The 14,814-nt window shown below is 60.1% G+C and carries 18 protein-coding genes; 4 read left to right on the forward strand and 14 right to left on the reverse strand.

Going from position 1 to position 14,814, the window contains the following annotated elements; all coding sequences use genetic code 11:
• Positions 1-3: 3 nt before the first annotated feature.
• Positions 4-1,101, forward strand: a complete 1,098-nt coding sequence (locus tag ACR0DB_RS18160; RefSeq protein WP_480552402.1) for a cystathionine gamma-lyase — start codon at positions 4-6, stop codon at positions 1,099-1,101.
• Here ACR0DB_RS18160 and ACR0DB_RS18165 read toward each other — a convergent pair whose 3' ends face one another.
• Positions 1,102-1,485: a hypothetical protein gene (locus ACR0DB_RS18165; RefSeq protein WP_480552403.1), complete on the reverse strand. Its 384-nt coding sequence runs from the start codon at positions 1,483-1,485 to the stop codon at positions 1,102-1,104. It abuts the gene before it with no gap.
• A gap of 154 nt (positions 1,486-1,639) precedes the next feature.
• Here ACR0DB_RS18165 and ACR0DB_RS18170 point away from each other — a divergent pair, with 154 nt between their 5' ends.
• Entirely contained in the window at positions 1,640-2,434 is a 795-nt protein-coding gene (locus tag ACR0DB_RS18170) for a DnaJ C-terminal domain-containing protein (protein ID WP_480552404.1), read from the forward strand.
• Positions 2,431-2,772 (forward strand): hypothetical protein, encoded by a 342-nt coding sequence (locus ACR0DB_RS18175; RefSeq protein ID WP_170774914.1) that lies wholly within the window; start codon positions 2,431-2,433, stop codon positions 2,770-2,772. Before ACR0DB_RS18170 ends, ACR0DB_RS18175 begins: the two co-directional genes overlap by 4 nt.
• A gap of 6 nt (positions 2,773-2,778) precedes the next feature.
• On the opposite strand, the gene ACR0DB_RS18180 is transcribed toward ACR0DB_RS18175, so the two are convergent.
• The 5 genes from ACR0DB_RS18180 to ACR0DB_RS18200 all read right to left on the reverse strand — a co-directional run bounded on the left by ACR0DB_RS18180 (position 2,779) and on the right by ACR0DB_RS18200 (position 6,270).
• Positions 2,779-3,405, reverse strand: a complete 627-nt coding sequence (locus ACR0DB_RS18180) for a cytochrome P460 family protein (RefSeq protein ID WP_170774916.1) — start codon at positions 3,403-3,405, stop codon at positions 2,779-2,781.
• A gap of 236 nt (positions 3,406-3,641) precedes the next feature.
• Positions 3,642-4,829, reverse strand: coding sequence for a dual-specificity RNA methyltransferase RlmN (gene rlmN, locus ACR0DB_RS18185; protein WP_170783118.1), 1,188 nt, complete (start codon positions 4,827-4,829; stop codon positions 3,642-3,644).
• 79 nt (positions 4,830-4,908) lie between these two features.
• Positions 4,909-5,286: a lysozyme inhibitor LprI family protein gene (locus tag ACR0DB_RS18190; protein WP_480552405.1), complete on the reverse strand. Its 378-nt coding sequence runs from the start codon at positions 5,284-5,286 to the stop codon at positions 4,909-4,911.
• Between the two features lie 110 nt (positions 5,287-5,396).
• Positions 5,397-5,564: a hypothetical protein gene (locus ACR0DB_RS18195; RefSeq protein WP_170783120.1), complete on the reverse strand. Its 168-nt coding sequence runs from the start codon at positions 5,562-5,564 to the stop codon at positions 5,397-5,399.
• 172 nt (positions 5,565-5,736) lie between these two features.
• Positions 5,737-6,270 carry an invasion associated locus B family protein gene (locus ACR0DB_RS18200; protein WP_170774923.1) on the reverse strand — a complete coding sequence of 178 codons (534 nt, stop codon included), beginning with the start codon at positions 6,268-6,270 and terminating at the stop codon, positions 5,737-5,739.
• A 178-nt stretch (positions 6,271-6,448) separates the two neighbouring features.
• Here ACR0DB_RS18200 and ACR0DB_RS18205 point away from each other — a divergent pair, with 178 nt between their 5' ends.
• Positions 6,449-7,447, forward strand: a complete 999-nt coding sequence (locus ACR0DB_RS18205; protein ID WP_480552406.1) for an asparaginase — start codon at positions 6,449-6,451, stop codon at positions 7,445-7,447.
• 3 nt (positions 7,448-7,450) lie between these two features.
• Here the strand turns inward: ACR0DB_RS18205 and ACR0DB_RS18210 are convergent, their stop codons facing one another.
• The 8 genes from ACR0DB_RS18210 to hutI all read right to left on the reverse strand — a co-directional run bounded on the left by ACR0DB_RS18210 (position 7,451) and on the right by hutI (position 14,777).
• Positions 7,451-7,771: a YciI family protein gene (locus ACR0DB_RS18210; RefSeq protein WP_170355453.1), complete on the reverse strand. Its 321-nt coding sequence runs from the start codon at positions 7,769-7,771 to the stop codon at positions 7,451-7,453.
• Positions 7,772-7,804: 33 nt separating this feature from the next.
• Positions 7,805-8,233 (reverse strand): SRPBCC family protein, encoded by a 429-nt coding sequence (locus ACR0DB_RS18215; protein ID WP_480552407.1) that lies wholly within the window; start codon positions 8,231-8,233, stop codon positions 7,805-7,807.
• Positions 8,221-8,550 carry an ArsR/SmtB family transcription factor gene (locus ACR0DB_RS18220; RefSeq protein WP_170355455.1) on the reverse strand — a complete coding sequence of 110 codons (330 nt, stop codon included), beginning with the start codon at positions 8,548-8,550 and terminating at the stop codon, positions 8,221-8,223. The genes ACR0DB_RS18215 and ACR0DB_RS18220 overlap by 13 nt, the downstream gene beginning before the upstream one ends.
• 46 nt (positions 8,551-8,596) lie before the next feature.
• Positions 8,597-9,475, reverse strand: a complete 879-nt coding sequence (gene serB / locus ACR0DB_RS18225; RefSeq protein WP_480552408.1) for a phosphoserine phosphatase SerB — start codon at positions 9,473-9,475, stop codon at positions 8,597-8,599.
• Positions 9,476-9,545: 70 nt separating this feature from the next.
• A complete protein-coding gene (gene hutU, locus ACR0DB_RS18230; protein ID WP_480552409.1) occupies positions 9,546-11,228 on the reverse strand; it encodes a urocanate hydratase in 1,683 nt (560 codons plus the stop codon).
• The gene (gene hutG, locus ACR0DB_RS18235) at positions 11,225-12,043 is read right to left on the reverse strand and encodes an N-formylglutamate deformylase (protein WP_480552410.1); all 819 of its coding nucleotides are present in this window, start codon (positions 12,041-12,043) and stop codon (positions 11,225-11,227) included. The genes hutU and hutG overlap by 4 nt, the downstream gene beginning before the upstream one ends.
• The gene (gene hutH, locus ACR0DB_RS18240; RefSeq protein ID WP_480552411.1) at positions 12,043-13,572 is read right to left on the reverse strand and encodes a histidine ammonia-lyase; all 1,530 of its coding nucleotides are present in this window, start codon (positions 13,570-13,572) and stop codon (positions 12,043-12,045) included. Before hutH ends, hutG begins: the two co-directional genes overlap by 1 nt.
• Positions 13,569-14,777: an imidazolonepropionase gene (gene hutI, locus ACR0DB_RS18245; RefSeq protein WP_480552412.1), complete on the reverse strand. Its 1,209-nt coding sequence runs from the start codon at positions 14,775-14,777 to the stop codon at positions 13,569-13,571. The genes hutH and hutI overlap by 4 nt, the downstream gene beginning before the upstream one ends.
• Positions 14,778-14,814 lie beyond the last annotated feature (37 nt).

Below are 14,814 nucleotides of genomic sequence, written 5' to 3' on the forward strand. Positions count from 1 at the left end.
ACGATGGCCCCGAAACCCGGAGAGATGCTGCACCTGCGCGGCAATGCCCTGAATGCAGGCGACCCTGTGGCGTTGCCGCTGACCCAAAGCAGCATGTACCACCTGCCCGGCGCGCCGGACGGCCTGCCGACCTATGGCCGCGTCGACAACCCTACATGGGTGCATCTGGAACATGTTCTGGCCCATCTGGAGGACGCGCCTTGCCTCGTGTTCCCTTCAGGCATGGGGGCGATCTCGGCCGCTTTGTTTACCACCATCAAGGCCGGGTCGCGTATCCTGATCCCGTCCGACGGCTACTACGTCACCCGCGTGCTGGCGGATCGGTTCCTGTCGGGTCTGGGCGTGTCGGTCACCGAACGCCCCACGACCGGTTTCACTGAGGGCGGGTTTGACGGGTTCGATGTGGTCTTTGTCGAAAGCCCTTCGAACCCTGGTCTGGACATGATGGACCTGCCCGCGATTGCACAATCCGTCCGCGCAGCCGGAGGGATCACGATTGCTGACAACACCACCATGACCCCGCTGGGCCAGCGCCCGCTGGATCTGGGTGTGGATGTGGTAGTGGCCTCAGACACCAAGGCGATGGGCGGGCATTCCGACCTGCTGATGGGCCATGTCTCCAGCCGCAATTCGCAGATCATGGAGAGGGTTGAGGAATGGCGCAAGGTCTCAGGCGCGATCCCCGGCCCGCATGAGGCATGGCTGCTGCATCGCGGGTTGGAAACGCTGGATGTGCGGTTCGACCGGATGTGCGCCTCGGCGCAGGTACTGGCAGAACGGCTGGCGGATCACCCCGCGGTGAAGGCCATTCGTTACCCCGGCTTGCCCTCTGATCCCGCGCACGCTTTGGCCAAAGCGCAGACTGCGCGGTTCGGGTTTCTGCTTTCGATCACGCTGGACAGCGAAGACAAGGCCGAAACTTTCATCAACGCCTGTCCCATGTTGCGGCCCGCCACATCTTTTGGCGGCGTCCACAGCTCGGCCGAACGCCGCGCGCGCTGGGGTGACGATGTAGACCCGGCCTTCATCCGCCTATCGGTCGGGTGTGAACCGGTCGAGGAATTGTGGCAGACGATCAACGACAGCCTTAACGCGTTGTGATTACTTCTTGGGCTCGCGTAGTTCCGTGAACACGTAGATCGGCAGCACGATGCTGGCGATCAACGCCCCCAGCCAGACCAGCAGGGTTGAGGCCAGCAGGTTGGAAATCCCGCCCACAGACAGGCCGTTTGTGATCAGATCAGTTAGCAACAAGCCGACAAAGGTCACGATCAGCGCGATGCCACCCTTGATCGCAGGCGCGCGCTTTGCGCCCAGTTTCAGGATAAGTGGCTCGGCGACCCATTGAATAAGCGTGAAAACGATCACCACCACGATGAACGAGATCGGCCGGATCGCAAATTCTGGTAGTAGGATCGCAGCCAGTAGCAACCCGATGGCATTCCCGGCCAGCAGGGCCAGAATGGACTTTAGTCTGCGCGTCATTAAAGTCTCCGTCAGCAATCAATTCAAAACATGCAGATATTAGCAGGATTAAGCGATTTAGCGAGGTGTTTCAAAAGCCTCTTCCTTTTGGGTCTTTGAAATCGCATGATAAAACCCAAGTATCAAGGTCAGACCCCCACCGACGAGAGGTGAGATGAGCGACGATCCCTATACCGTTTTAGGTGTTGCCAAGGATGCCAGCGACGCCGAGAAACGGGCGCAATACGATCGGGGTGAGATTGACGCCTCGGGCCAGGAGCGTCCGCAACAACAATACTATCGTGACTATGCCGAGGCTGCCGGAAACCCCTATCGCGGGCGCGCGGCAGACCCGGACGATATGTCGGACATCTTCGCCGAATTCATGCGCGGGCGCGCCAACTATGGTCAACGCAGTCAGGGGTTCCATGCGCCGGGGCATAACCGCAGCTACAGCCTGCAGATCAGCTTTCTGGACGCTGTGTTTGGCGCCAGCCAGAAACTGACATTGCCTGACGGCGACCGGATCGAGGTTAAGATCCCGGCAGGCATTACAGACGGCCAAACCATCCGCCTGCGCGGCAAGGGGGATCCCGGGTTTGGCGAGGGACCTGCGGGCGATGCTCTGGTCACGGTAACAGTCGCACCTCATCCGGTGTTTGAACGTCAGGGTGATGACATCCACATCACCCTGCCCATCACCATTGACGAGGCTGTTCTGGGCGGCAAAGTCCCCGCGCCAACTATTGACGGCGGCGTCAATGTCAGCGTGCCGCCGGGTACCAGCAGCGGCAAAACCCTGCGGCTGCGGGGCAAAGGGGTGAAAAAACGCGGTTCTTCCGACCGGGGCGACCAACTGATCGAATTGACCGTCGCCATGCCGGACCAGATCGACGATGACCTAAAGGCTTTCATGGAAACGTGGCGTGACACACACCGCTATGATCCTCGCAAAGGAATGCCGTCATGACCCGCACCCTGACCGAATCCGAAGTGATCGCAACCGTGACTCGCCTGACCTCAGCCCGGTTGACCGAGTATCTGGCCGCCGAAATCGTGATCCCTGAAAGCACCGAACAAGGGCTGGTCTATCATAGCCTTGACGTGGCCCGACTAGAGCTGGCCTGCGAGTTACACGACCAGTACGAGATGGAAGCAGATGCACTATCGATGATGATCTCGCTGATCGACCAGATGCACGGGTTGCGCGCCGAACTGCGCGAGGTGCTGAACGCCGTCGAATCGCAGCCCGAACCCGTCAGGCAAAGCCTGATCGACGTGATCGGCACCGCCCGGTTCGGGCGATAGGAAAGCTCAGTTCTGCACCAGATATTCTTCGGGCACGTAGAATGTATAGTCCCTATCCGCCACGGCCTCGTGACAATCGTGGCAATAAGACACGGCGCTGGCGCGGTCGCCCATCGTGTCGCCAAAGACCGACCCGTCCGGCATCACCATGATATAGCGCCAATCTGCCGTATCCGGGCTGGCGCCTTCGGCCAGTTTCTCCATCACGAACAAGGCGCCGGGATGGGTGTTGCCCTCATCCGTGACAGTCATGCTGTCCTTGGCCAACACCGACCCCAAAGGCAGCTTTTCACCCGGTTGCAGCGTGCCGTAATTGTGCGCCATCCGGTTGGCATAGCTGTTTACGAACCGCCTGCCATGGGTTTCCGAGATATAGGGCGCATCGTTGAACAAAGGCCAGTTCTGATAATTTCGCAGCTCATCCATCTGCGCGGCGGCGTATCCCCGCGCCATCCGGCGCTGTAATGAGGCATAGATACTCAGCGCCTCTTCCTTGGTTAGATCCGCCGGGTTTTCGATCGCAAGATGCGCGTTTTCACCATTCGACTGGGCCGCGACTCCGGTCGCCACCAAGCCTGCCAATCCTAACCCCAATAGAATTTTGCGGTTTTGTCGTATCAATTGCACAAACATTCATATGGCCTATCTGTTCAATTCGGTTCACAGAAACGCCGCACGTCTTGTGAGTGGCTATTAGATAGCGGCCATGGGTCTTCTCGCCATCACGGGGCACTCGACTCTCACCCCATTGTGCATGGATGTGAGCGCAGTACCCAAGTTTTGACCTGGCAAACATACCAAAAAAAGCATGCAATAGACAGACGCAGACGCATTAAATCTGTTTACGGGGCGATCAAATTTTATGCTTACTATCCGTCGAGGCCCGCTTCGGCTGCAATTTGCTTGCGCGACTTGCGCGCACGCTCGGTTGCGGATTTCAACTGACCACAGGCTGCCATGATGTCCTCGCCCCGCGTTTTGCGGATGGGGGAGGCATAACCCGCCTGATAGATGATATTCGCAAACGCCCGGATCCGGTTGTTCGAGCTGCGCTTATAAGGCGCGCCTGGCCATTCGTTGAACGGGATCAGGTTGATCTTGGCCGGGATGTTGTGGCGCTTGATATGGTCAATCAACCTATGCGCGTCGGCGTCGCTGTCATTGACGCCATCCAGCATCACGTATTCGAACGTGATCCGCTCCGAATTAGACGCCTTGGGATAGCTGGCCAGTGCGTGTAGCAGCTCTTCGATATTCCAGCGCTTGTTGATCGGCACCAGCACGTCGCGGGTCTCATCCGTAGTGGCGTGGAACGAGATCGCCAGCAGGCAGCCGATTTCTTCCGCCGTGCGGGCAATCTCGGGCACCACACCGCTGGTCGAAAGCGTAATCCGACGGCGGGACAGGGAAATTCCCTCAGGGTCCATGGCGATCTTCATCGCGTCGCGCACGTTGTCGAAATTGTAAAGCGGCTCGCCCATGCCCATCAAAACGATGTTCGACAGCAGGCGTGTTTCGTCTTTGGGCGCACCGGGGGTGGGCCATTCGTCCAGATCATCGCGAGCCATCATCACCTGACCCACGATCTCGGCCGCGGTCAGATTGCGCACCAGTTTCTGTGTGCCTGTATGGCAGAAAGAACAGGTCAGCGTGCAGCCCACTTGCGAGGAAATACACAGCGTGCCGCGATCGTCCTCGGGGATATAGACTACCTCAACCTCGTGCCCGCCGGCGATGCGGCACAGGTATTTTCGGGTGCCATCCTCGGACACCTGCCGTGTTACGACCTCGGGAATTTCGATCACAAAGCTCTCGGCCAGTTGGGCCCGATAGGCTTTGGCGAGGTTCGTCATCTGCGCAAAATCGCGAACACCCCATTGATAGATCCACTGCCAGATCTGCCCGGTGCGCATCTTGGCCTGTTTCTCGGGCGTGCCATGTGCGACCAGCGTCGTGCGCAATTGGTCGCGAGTCAGACCGACAAGGTTAACCTTCCCCTCGGGCAGCTTGCGGGGGATGGTCATGACGTCTTGAGTGATCGGCGCTTTGGGCGACATGGGGCTATCTCAACGGATTCTGGCTTGGGATGCGCCTCTATATAGGACCTAGCGCAAAGATCAAAAGAAATCGTCGCGTTTAATTCGCGTAGCGCAGCAATTCGTCCACACGTGCCCGGCCCAACTCTACCCGACAGGCGGCAATGCCAATGCCGGTACCTGACCCACCACCGAACGACGCGCCAACAGCCTCGCATTGGGCATCGCGGTAAGCCAGCCACGCGGTCTGCGCGCTGTCCAACGCGGGCACTGCCACAACACGTCCGGTAACATCATCCAGTTCTTTGGCCGATTGCATGGCAATGTCGTAACTTGCATCTATCGCCTGATTGACGCGGTCCTCCATCGCGCCCACGCATGCGCCAATCTCTATCTGAGAACCAGCATCCAGACATTCTAGAGTTGGATCAGCACTGGCAGCGGAAGACAGAAACAAAATCAAAAATGCAAAGCGCATCGGGCAGCCCCCTATTGGTTGCCCAATACTAGCACAGGCCCGGTTTTACCCCAAAGCGTCGAAGCCCCAGACACGACGACATGGCCGTGCCACGATGGGACCCGCATGCGTCAAATGCCCGGTGGCACGATATTGCAATCCGTTGCGTCCAGCGTTTGAACCGGATCATCCGGCCCGCATTGCTCGCCCGTGATCGGATATGTATCGGCCTCTTTCTCGCAAGCACTCAGGATAAGGGCGACCATCATCAAGAGAGCGGTGAGTGATTTCGTTTGCATGTCGGGCTCCTTCCCTAGTTCAGAGCCTTATACATGCAGATATTTGCATTCATTTCTTTGACTGGAATCAAATTTCGAATACGAATGCCGCCTCCAGAACGCTGCACAATGCCCTGCCACAACGCAAAAACCCCGCCAGACTGGCGGGGCAGCGATCAGGCAAATGCCCAGTCTAGTTGGTGCAGCGCGTCTCGGCGTCTTCAATCGCAGCGGTGAACCCCAGCAGCGAGAACGTGTCCTTGGTCTGCGTCCCACGCTCCGAGCGCGCCGTCAGGACGGCCTCGGTCCCGCGCTTCATGGCTGCGACCACCTTCAGGTCTTCACCTTCGGTTGCGGGCCACGCCCATTCACCTTCGGTGATCAGCTCGAACTTGGTGCCGTCGATATCAAGATTGACAGTCGATCCCGGTGCAAATGGATAGCCGCCCGTGAACGTCACCTGCCCTTTGACCTCGGCGTTGGGGCGGTAGAACACGAACAGCAGAATGTCGCTGCGCCGTACCGACACGACCCGCCCACCGCGGGTGTTCACGGTTTCCTTGGGGGCGGAAACGCTCCAGCATTCAGTCGGGTCATCCTCGACGAAGACGCTCCAGTCCGTTTTGGCTGCCACCCTGTTCGTGCTCGTCGCCTGTTGTGCAGTTGCCGTTGTTGCCAATCCTGCTATGCACAGGCCCGCGATCACGCGGACAAGCTTTGATCCCATCGTCCAGCCTCCTAGCTCGACCCATTACCTCATACCCACCGGAAATGCGTGCGGACCCTGCCTGATCCGTCTGTACGTTGCGTCTTCCGATGATTGCCGACATACACACTGTAACGCAGGTTTCGCCACAGGCGAAAGAGCGATTGGCAGAATTTTGCGCATGTTAAGGAATGTTCTAATGACACAAGCCGTACCAATGACAGAACTGTGGCGCGGACCCCTGTTGGAAAGCCTACATCTTGGGCATGCGGTGATCTGCGACGATACCGGCCAGATCGTTAAAAGTTGGGGGAATCCGAACGCTGTGATCTATCCGCGATCCTCGGCCAAGATGATCCAGGGATTGCCGCTGATCACCTCGGGTGCTGCGGCGAAATACGGGCTGAATTCGGAACATCTGGCGCTGGCCTGCGCCTCGCACAGCGGTGCACATATCCACACGGATCGCGTCTCGGCTTGGTTGGATCATCTGGGTCTGGCCGAATCCGATCTGCGCTGCGGCCCGCAAGAGCCACAGGACATGGCTGCGCGCGACGGGTTAATTTTAGCCGATGACACGCCATGTCAGATTCACAATAACTGTTCGGGCAAGCATTGCGGGTTTCTGACCGTTGCTCAGCATATGGGCGCCGGACCGGAATATCTGGAAATCGACCACCCCGTACAACAGGCCTGCCTGTCCGCGCTTGAGGAAACAACGGGCGAGACCAGCCCCGCCTACGGCATCGACGGCTGCTCGGCCCCGAACTTTGCGACCTCGCTGGTCGGGTTGGCGCGTTCGATGGCGTGGTTTGCCAGCGCCGCGGATCGGTCGGACCGGGCCAGCGACGCGGCGCAACAGCTGACGGCCGCAATGATGAAACATCCCGAGCTGGTCGCCGGTGAAACCCGCGCCTGCACCGAACTGATGCGCGCCATGGGTGGTCGCGTTGCCATCAAAACCGGTGCCGAGGCTGTGTTCATCGCAATCCTACCCGAAAAACGCATGGGCGTGGCATTGAAGATCACCGACGGCACCACCCGCGCCAGCGAATGCGCCATTGCCGCGATTCTGGTCAGCTTGGGCGTGCTGGAGGCCGACCACCCGGCCACCCGCAAATTTCTGAACGCCACGCAATACAGCCGTCGAGGGCTGGAATGCGGCGTGATCAAACCCGCGCCGGGGTTCCCCAGCTAAAGGCTACATCTCAATCTCGTGAATCTCGGCCACTTCGACCGAGCCGGACCCGTTGACAACCATCGGGCAACCCTTGGCCATCTCGGTCGCAGCATCCATGCTGTCGGCTTTGACAACTGTAAAGCCCGAGGCCGGATTGGCGCCGCCATTGTCAACAACACCGCTGCTGCTGACGGTGTAAGACTGGCCAACCGGGTTTCCGGGGATGTCCAGTGCCTCGCCCATTCCGCCAAACCAAGCGCCCCAGGCGGCCATGGTCGCTTCGATTTCAGCGGGGTCGGTCGGGGTATGACCACCGTGATAGACAAATAGAAACTGTGGCATTTATTTCCTCCCTTATGCCTTCGTGATGAAAAACTAGGCCAGCTGTGCGGCCAGCTTGTTCAGCGTCGACGTCCAGCCTTTGGTGTGGTTCGCTGCGATTTCGTCATCGCCCAACTCGCGGTGGTCGATGATCAACTTTGCACCCTCTTCTGCTGCCTCGACCGCCAACATCACATGGCTTTCGGCTCCGCGCTGGTCCTGATCGTCATGCCAGCCCCATGTGAACCCAACCGATTTGGGCGGATCGACATGCGTCACATGACCCGAAACCTTAAACCGCTGCCCTTCGTCATTTTGCATCACCGAATACCACGGACCCGTGCGAGAGAAATCCAGGTTGTGCTCGGGCACATGCATCCCTTCGGGTCCCCACCACTGCAGAAGCTTGTCGGGGGTGCTGATCCACGCATACAGATCGTCCGGTGCAAGCGGGTAAGCGCGCTCCAGTTTCAAATCGGCCATGAGGTCTCCTTTTCGATTGCATCACCCAGACGGTCCAGGCTGCTTTCCCAGAATTGACGTTTCGAGATGGTCCACTCCGCTATCGCGCGCAGCCCCTCGGGGCGGATCGAATACATCCGCTGGCTGCCCTGCACGCGCTGATTTATCAGCCCCGCCTCGCGCAGCAGTTTCAAATGGCGCGAGATCGCGGCGCCGGACATGCCGCGCCCTTCGATCAGGTCTCCGGCGGGCAATTCGCCATCCTGCATAAGCTGTTCGACGATCGAGAACCGTGTGGCGTCAGACAACGCGGAAAATGTGGTCAGAAGGGTGTTCATGACCACTATTTAACATTTTTGTTAAATAAAAGAAAGCCGCGCTGTTTTAACCGGCCACGAACTCAGATCGTGCATAGCCTTGCAGGAACAACAAAGCCGTTAGATCTCCGTGGTTTACCCGCACCTCGCATTGTTCCGCGACCGAGGGCTTGGCGTGCAGCGCCACCCCGGTTCCGGCCCGACCCAGCATCCCCAGATCATTCGCGCCATCGCCCACGGCGATCACATCCGATTCGAACAGACCCAACCGCGCAGTGATCTGCTCCAAAGCATCCACCTTGGCCTGACGACCCAGAATGGGGCGCGCGACATCGCCGGTCAGCTTACCGCCTTCGGCGAGCAGCGTGTTGGCGCGGTTCTCATCAAAGCCCAGTTCAGCCCCAACCTTGGCCGTAAACGCCGTGAACCCTCCCGAAACCAGCGCGGCATAACCCCCATTCGCCCGCATCGTGCCAACCAGTTCCTTGCCGCCGGGCATCAGGGTAATTCGCTCGGCCAGCACCTTGTCGATCACGGCCTCGTCCAAACCTTTCAGCAAGCCAACACGCTCGGTCAGAGCGCCCTCGAAGTCCAGCTCGCCGTTCATGGCGCGCGCGGTGATGTCCTTGACGCGCTCGCCGACGCCGGCCTCATCGGCCAGTTCGTCGATGCATTCCTGCTGAATCATGGTGCTGTCCATATCGGCCAACAGCATCTTCTTGCGCCGCCCCTCGGCAGGTTGAACCACCAGATCGACGCCCATGTTCTGCAAATCGGCCCACACGCCCCACTGATTGTCCGGCAGGCCCGCCAGAGAAAACTCTGCCGCTTCATCCGGGCTCAACCACTGCACACCGCCACCGCCCCAGGCATTACGCAGGGAGTCGACCAATGTCTGTTCCAGCGCGTTTTTGTCGGGGTTGGTCAAAAGGGTGGCAACGTACATCTTCAATCTCCGGCAAGCTTACCTGCGGGATATCGCAGGTGCAGCATTTTCACCAGAGGACAGATGCGCCCTAGCCCAGAATACCCGGCAGCCGCAGCCCATGCGCACGGGCGCAATCCTTCGCCGCCTCATAGCCCGCATCCGCATGACGCCACACGCCCGAGGCCGGGTCGTTCCACAACACCCGCTCTAGCCGCCGCGCGGCGTCCTCGGTCCCATCAGCGCAGATCACCACACCCGCGTGCTGACTGAAGCCCATGCCAACGCCGCCGCCATGGTGCAGCGACACCCATGTCGCCCCGCTGGCCGTGTTGATCAACGCATTCAGCAAAGGCCAGTCGCTGACCGCATCCGAGCCATCCAGCATCGCCTCGGTCTCGCGGTTCGGGCTGGCAACAGAACCGCTGTCCAAGTGATCCCTCCCGATCACGACTGGGGCCTTCAACTCACCATTGGCCACCATCTCATTGAAGGCCAGCCCAGCACGATGCCGATCCCCAAGCCCGATCCAGCAGATGCGCGCGGGCAAACCCTGAAACGCGATGCGGTCCTGCGCCATGTCGAGCCAGCGGTGCAGGTGCTCGTTCTCGGGGAACAGCTCTTTCATCTTGGCGTCGGTTTTGTAGATATCTTCGGGGTCGCCGGAAAGGGCGCACCAGCGGAACGGGCCGATCCCTTTGCAGAACAGCGGACGGATATAGGCGGGGACGAAGCCGGGGAAGGCAAAGGCGTTTTCCAGCCCTTCATCCTGCGCCACCTGACGGATGTTGTTGCCGTAGTCCAGCGTCGGCACGCCCGCGTTCCAGAAATCAACCATCGCCGCCACATGCTGTTTCATCGACGCACGCGCGGCTTTTTCCACCGACTTAGGGTCTGTTTCACGCTTTTCCCGCCACTGTGCCATGGACCAGCCGATAGGTAGGTATCCATTGATCGGGTCATGGGCGCTGGTCTGATCGGTGACGATATCGGGGCGCATGCCCCCCTCGGCCATGCGGCGGTAGATCTCGGGGAAAACCTCGGCGGCATTACCCAGTAGACCCACGGATTTCGCCTCACCAGCTTTGGTCCAGCGGTCGATCATCTCAAGCGCTTCGTCCAGCGTCTCGGCCTTTTCATCCAGGTATTTGGTGCGCAGGCGGAAGTCGATGCTGTCGAGGTTGCATTCTACCGCCAGACAACAAGCCCCGGCAAAGACGGCCGCCAGAGGCTGCGCGCCGCCCATACCACCCAAGCCGCCGGTCAGAATCCACTTGCCGGTCAGGTCGCCGCCGTAGTGCTGGCGTCCGGCCTCGGCAAAGGTCTCATACGTGCCCTGAACAATGCCCTGCGTGCCGATATAGATCCACGAACCGGCCGTCATCTGACCGTACATCATCAGACCCTTCTTATCGAGTTCGTTGAAGTGATCCCAGTTGGCCCAATGTGGCACGATGTTTGAATTGGCGATCAGAACGCGCGGTGCATCCTTGTGGGTGCGGATGATGGCCACGGGCTTGCCGGACTGTACAATCAGAGTCTCGTCCTCTTCCAGATCCTTCAAACCCTCCACAATAGTGTCGAAATCCTGCCATGTACGGGCTGCGCGCCCGATCCCGCCATAAACCACCAACTCATGCGGATTCTCGGCCACGTCCGGGTGCAGGTTGTTCATCAGCATCCGCAAAGGTGCCTCGGTCACCCAGCTTTTGGCGTTCAGCTCGCGGCCAGTGGGCGGATAGATATCACGGGTGTTTTTGCGTGGATCGCTCATGTCTGGGCTCCTTGATTGGTCAGTGCACCCGATCGGGTGAGGTCATTGAGGCGGGTGAGCATGTCGGTGAGATAAGGCCGTAAGGCCGCAGCCCGGCCCTCGCGCCACGTCCATGGCGGCATCTCGTCCATGTAGGAGCGCTGCGCCAACTCCATCTGGATCGCGTGGATATTCTGGTCTGGCTGCCCATAGTGGCGGGTTGTCCAACCACCGCGAAAGCGTCCGTTCAGCACCGCGGGCATCCTTTCGGCACCCTCAGCCACCCCTTGCACGGCCTGTTCGATGACGCGTGCGCAACTTTGACCGTCATTCGTGCCGGTGTTGAAAACGGGTAATTCCCCTTCGAACAGAAACGGAATTCGGGACCGGATAGAGTGGCAATCGAACAGGATCGCCACCCCATGACGCTCGCGCACGCGGTGTAGTTCTTGCAGCAGCGCGGCGTGATAAGGCGCATGATAGGCGTGACGCCGGGATTCGATTTCATCCGCTGAGGGCTCTTGCCCATCGGCCCAGATCGGTTGGCCGTCAAAATCGGTCAGCGGAACCAGCGTCGTCGTGTTCTGACCGGGATAGAGCGACACCCCGTCGGGGTCGCGATTTGCGTCGATGACATAGCGATGGATATGGGACTGCACCACCGTCGCATCGGTAAATGCCCCGTCATAGAGTCTGTTTATGTGCCAATCTGTGTCCGCAATCCCCCGGCCAATGTCGTTTAACCGCGCTGCGATGTCATCGGGCACATGGGTTCCACCATGAGGCTGACCCAGCACAATCGGGCTGTCACCGGACCGGACCGAGACCACCTGCATCAGAACAACTCCGGCATGGACAGTTTGACCGCATCCAACACGCACCCATCGGCAATCAGCACCTTCGCCTGTTCAAGCTCTGGCGCCAGATAGCGATCCTCGGACAGCGCCGGGATATCGGATCGCAGCCGGGCTACGGCCTGCTGCAACGGGGCGCTTGTTGTCAGGGGGGCGCGGAATTCCACGCCTTGGGCTGCACACAGCATCTCGACCCCAAGAATATAATTCAGGTTTTCGACCATCCGCGTCAGCCGTCGCGCGCCATGGGCCGCCATCGAGACGTGATCCTCCTGATTGGCCGAGGTCGGCGTGCTATCCGTCACGCAAGGGTTGGCCAGATGCTTGTTCTCGCTCATCAGCGCCGCCGTTGTCACTTCGGCGATCATCAGGCCCGAGTTCAGCCCCGGTTCGGGCGTCAGGAAGGGCGGCAGATCAAAACTAAGCGCCGGGTCCACCATCAGGGCGATGCGCCGTTGCGCGATGGCTCCGATCTCGGACAGGGCCAACGCGATCATGTCGGCGGCAAAGCCCACGGGCTCGGCGTGAAAATTCCCGCCCGAGACAATCGCGTCCTCCAGAACCAGCGGGTTGTCGGTGGCGGCGTTGGCTTCGACTTCAAGCGTGGCCGCCGCTTGGCGCATCACATCCATGGCCGCGCCCGTGACTTGCGGCTGGCAACGGATGCAATAAGGGTCCTGAACCCGCGTATCGCCATCACGGTGACTTTCGCGAATTTCCGACCCGTCCAGAACCGCACGCATGGCGCTGGCCGCCTCAGTCTGGCCGCGATGGCCACGCAAAGTGTGGATTTCGGGGCGCAACGGCGCGGTCGAACCCATGATCGCGTCGGTCGACAGGGCAGACACCACCAAAGCGTTTTGCGCTGCACGCCAGGCCTGAAACAGCCCTGTCAGCGCAAATGCTGTCGAGAACTGGGTCCCATTAATAAATGCCAGCCCCTCTTTCGGACCGAGTTGAATCGGCTCTAACCCGACTTTTTTGAGCGCATCAAGCCCCGGCAGGACCGTCCCGTACACTTCGGCCTCACCTGCACCGATCAGCACGGCGGTCATATGGGCCAAAGGGGCCAGATCGCCCGATGCCCCGACCGATCCCTGCGCCGGGATGACAGGTGTCACACCACGTGCCAGCATTTGCTGGAGCAGCTCGATCAAGTCCCACCGCACGCCCGAGGCCCCACGGCCAAAGGACAACAGCTTGAGCGTCATCATCAACCGGGTCACGCGGCGTGAGATTGCAGGGCCAACCCCGCAGCAATGGCTGAGGATCAGGTTGCGTTGCAGGGTAGATGTATCCTGCGCCGCGATTTTGTGGCTGGCCAGTTTGCCGAAGCCAGTATTGACGCCATAAACAGGGTCTGCGCCTTGCGCGGCGGCCTGCACGCGGTGGGCTGCGGCCTCGACCGCAGGCTTGCATGCGGGGTCCAACGCCACGGCGGCATCCTGCCAATACACGTGCGCCAAATCGGTCAGAGTGACCGCGCCGGGGGTCAGGGTCAGCTCGGTCATTCCGATCCTCCGAACAGGCGCGCGTGCAAGGGGTTGAAGCCAATGCGATAAGCCAGTTCCGCCGGATGAGAAACATCCCAGACCGCAAGATCAGCCCGCAGGTCCGGCGCAATTTGCCCGGTATCCGCCAGCCCCAAAGCGCGCGCAGCGTTTCGGGTTACACCGGCCAACGCCTCTTCCGGTGTCAAGCGGAACAGGGTGCAGGCCATGTTCATAGTCAGCAAAAGCGAGGCCAAAGGTGACGAGCCCGGATTGCAATCCGTCGCCAGCGCAATCGGAACATCTCGGTCACGCAGCAGTTGGACCGGAGGCTTCTGGGTCTCCCGCAAGGTATAGAACGCGCCGGGCAGAAGAACCGCAACCGTACCCGCTTCCGCCATGGCCAAGACGCCATCGCCATCCAGATATTCCACATGATCCGCCGACAGCGCCCCATAGGCTGCGGCCAATTTGGCGCCGCCCAGATTGGAGAGTTGCTCGGCGTGCAGTTTGACGGGCAAACCAAGCTCCCGCGCCACATCGAACACCCTGGCGATCTGGGTCGGGTTGAAAGCTATGCCCTCACAGAACCCATCCACCGCATCGACCAGACCTTCGGCATGGGCCTTGCGCAGGGCGGGAATGCAAACCTCGGTCAAGTAGGCGTCGGGATCAGCGCGGTAATCCGGCGGCGCGGCGTGTGCGCCCAGAAAGCTGGTCTTGACCCGCACCGGCCGGGCCTGCCCGATCCGCCGTGCAACACGTAGCATCTTAAGCTCGGTCGCGACATCCAAGCCATAGCCGGACTTGACCTCGATACAACTGACCCCCTCGGCCAGCAGTGCATCCACGCGCGTCAGGGCATCTGCCAGCAGCGCCTCTTGGCTGGCTGAACGCGTGGCGGTCACGGTGGACAGAATCCCTCCTCCGGCGCGGGCGATCTCCTCATAGCTGGCCCCGTTCAGGCGCATCTCGAACTCGGCGGCGCGGTTGCCACCGAACACCACATGCGTGTGCGCATCAATTAGCGCTGGCGTGAACAGCCGGTCGCCAAAATCCTGAACCGGCCAATCCGCATAATCCGAGGGCATATCCGCCCGAGCGCCCACCCAGACGATCTGCCCCCCGTCGACAGCGATTGCTGCGTTCTGGCACAGGCCATACGGCTCCGTGCCCTCGACCATGGTTGCCATATGCGCACTTAGAAGAACCGATTTTTTTGCCATGAGGATTCTTTTGGGCTCCCTTTCTTGTCGCTTTTTA

It is taken from the genome of Ruegeria sp. AB6, assembly GCF_056542685.1.

Excerpts from the sequence above, each read along its gene's own strand:
- ACR0DB_RS18160 (WP_480552402.1), top strand. The coding sequence starts at position 4 with ATGGCCCCGAAACCCGGAGAGATGCTGCACCTGCGCGGCAATGCCCTG.
- ACR0DB_RS18165 (WP_480552403.1), bottom strand. The coding sequence starts at position 1,485 with ATGACGCGCAGACTAAAGTCCATTCTGGCCCTGCTGGCCGGGAATGCC.
- ACR0DB_RS18170 (WP_480552404.1), top strand. The coding sequence starts at position 1,640 with ATGAGCGACGATCCCTATACCGTTTTAGGTGTTGCCAAGGATGCCAGC.
- ACR0DB_RS18175 (WP_170774914.1), top strand. The coding sequence starts at position 2,431 with ATGACCCGCACCCTGACCGAATCCGAAGTGATCGCAACCGTGACTCGC.
- ACR0DB_RS18180 (WP_170774916.1), bottom strand. The coding sequence starts at position 3,405 with ATGTTTGTGCAATTGATACGACAAAACCGCAAAATTCTATTGGGGTTA.
- rlmN (WP_170783118.1), bottom strand. The coding sequence starts at position 4,829 with ATGTCGCCCAAAGCGCCGATCACTCAAGACGTCATGACCATCCCCCGC.
- ACR0DB_RS18190 (WP_480552405.1), bottom strand. The coding sequence starts at position 5,286 with ATGCGCTTTGCATTTTTGATTTTGTTTCTGTCTTCCGCTGCCAGTGCT.
- ACR0DB_RS18195 (WP_170783120.1), bottom strand. The coding sequence starts at position 5,564 with ATGCAAACGAAATCACTCACCGCTCTCTTGATGATGGTCGCCCTTATC.
- ACR0DB_RS18200 (WP_170774923.1), bottom strand. The coding sequence starts at position 6,270 with ATGGGATCAAAGCTTGTCCGCGTGATCGCGGGCCTGTGCATAGCAGGA.
- ACR0DB_RS18205 (WP_480552406.1), top strand. The coding sequence starts at position 6,449 with ATGACACAAGCCGTACCAATGACAGAACTGTGGCGCGGACCCCTGTTG.
- ACR0DB_RS18210 (WP_170355453.1), bottom strand. The coding sequence starts at position 7,771 with ATGCCACAGTTTCTATTTGTCTATCACGGTGGTCATACCCCGACCGAC.
- ACR0DB_RS18215 (WP_480552407.1), bottom strand. The coding sequence starts at position 8,233 with ATGGCCGATTTGAAACTGGAGCGCGCTTACCCGCTTGCACCGGACGAT.
- ACR0DB_RS18220 (WP_170355455.1), bottom strand. The coding sequence starts at position 8,550 with ATGAACACCCTTCTGACCACATTTTCCGCGTTGTCTGACGCCACACGG.
- serB (WP_480552408.1), bottom strand. The coding sequence starts at position 9,475 with ATGTACGTTGCCACCCTTTTGACCAACCCCGACAAAAACGCGCTGGAA.
- hutU (WP_480552409.1), bottom strand. The coding sequence starts at position 11,228 with ATGAGCGATCCACGCAAAAACACCCGTGATATCTATCCGCCCACTGGC.
- hutG (WP_480552410.1), bottom strand. The coding sequence starts at position 12,043 with ATGCAGGTGGTCTCGGTCCGGTCCGGTGACAGCCCGATTGTGCTGGGT.
- hutH (WP_480552411.1), bottom strand. The coding sequence starts at position 13,572 with ATGACCGAGCTGACCCTGACCCCCGGCGCGGTCACTCTGACCGATTTG.
- hutI (WP_480552412.1), bottom strand. The coding sequence starts at position 14,777 with ATGGCAAAAAAATCGGTTCTTCTAAGTGCGCATATGGCAACCATGGTC.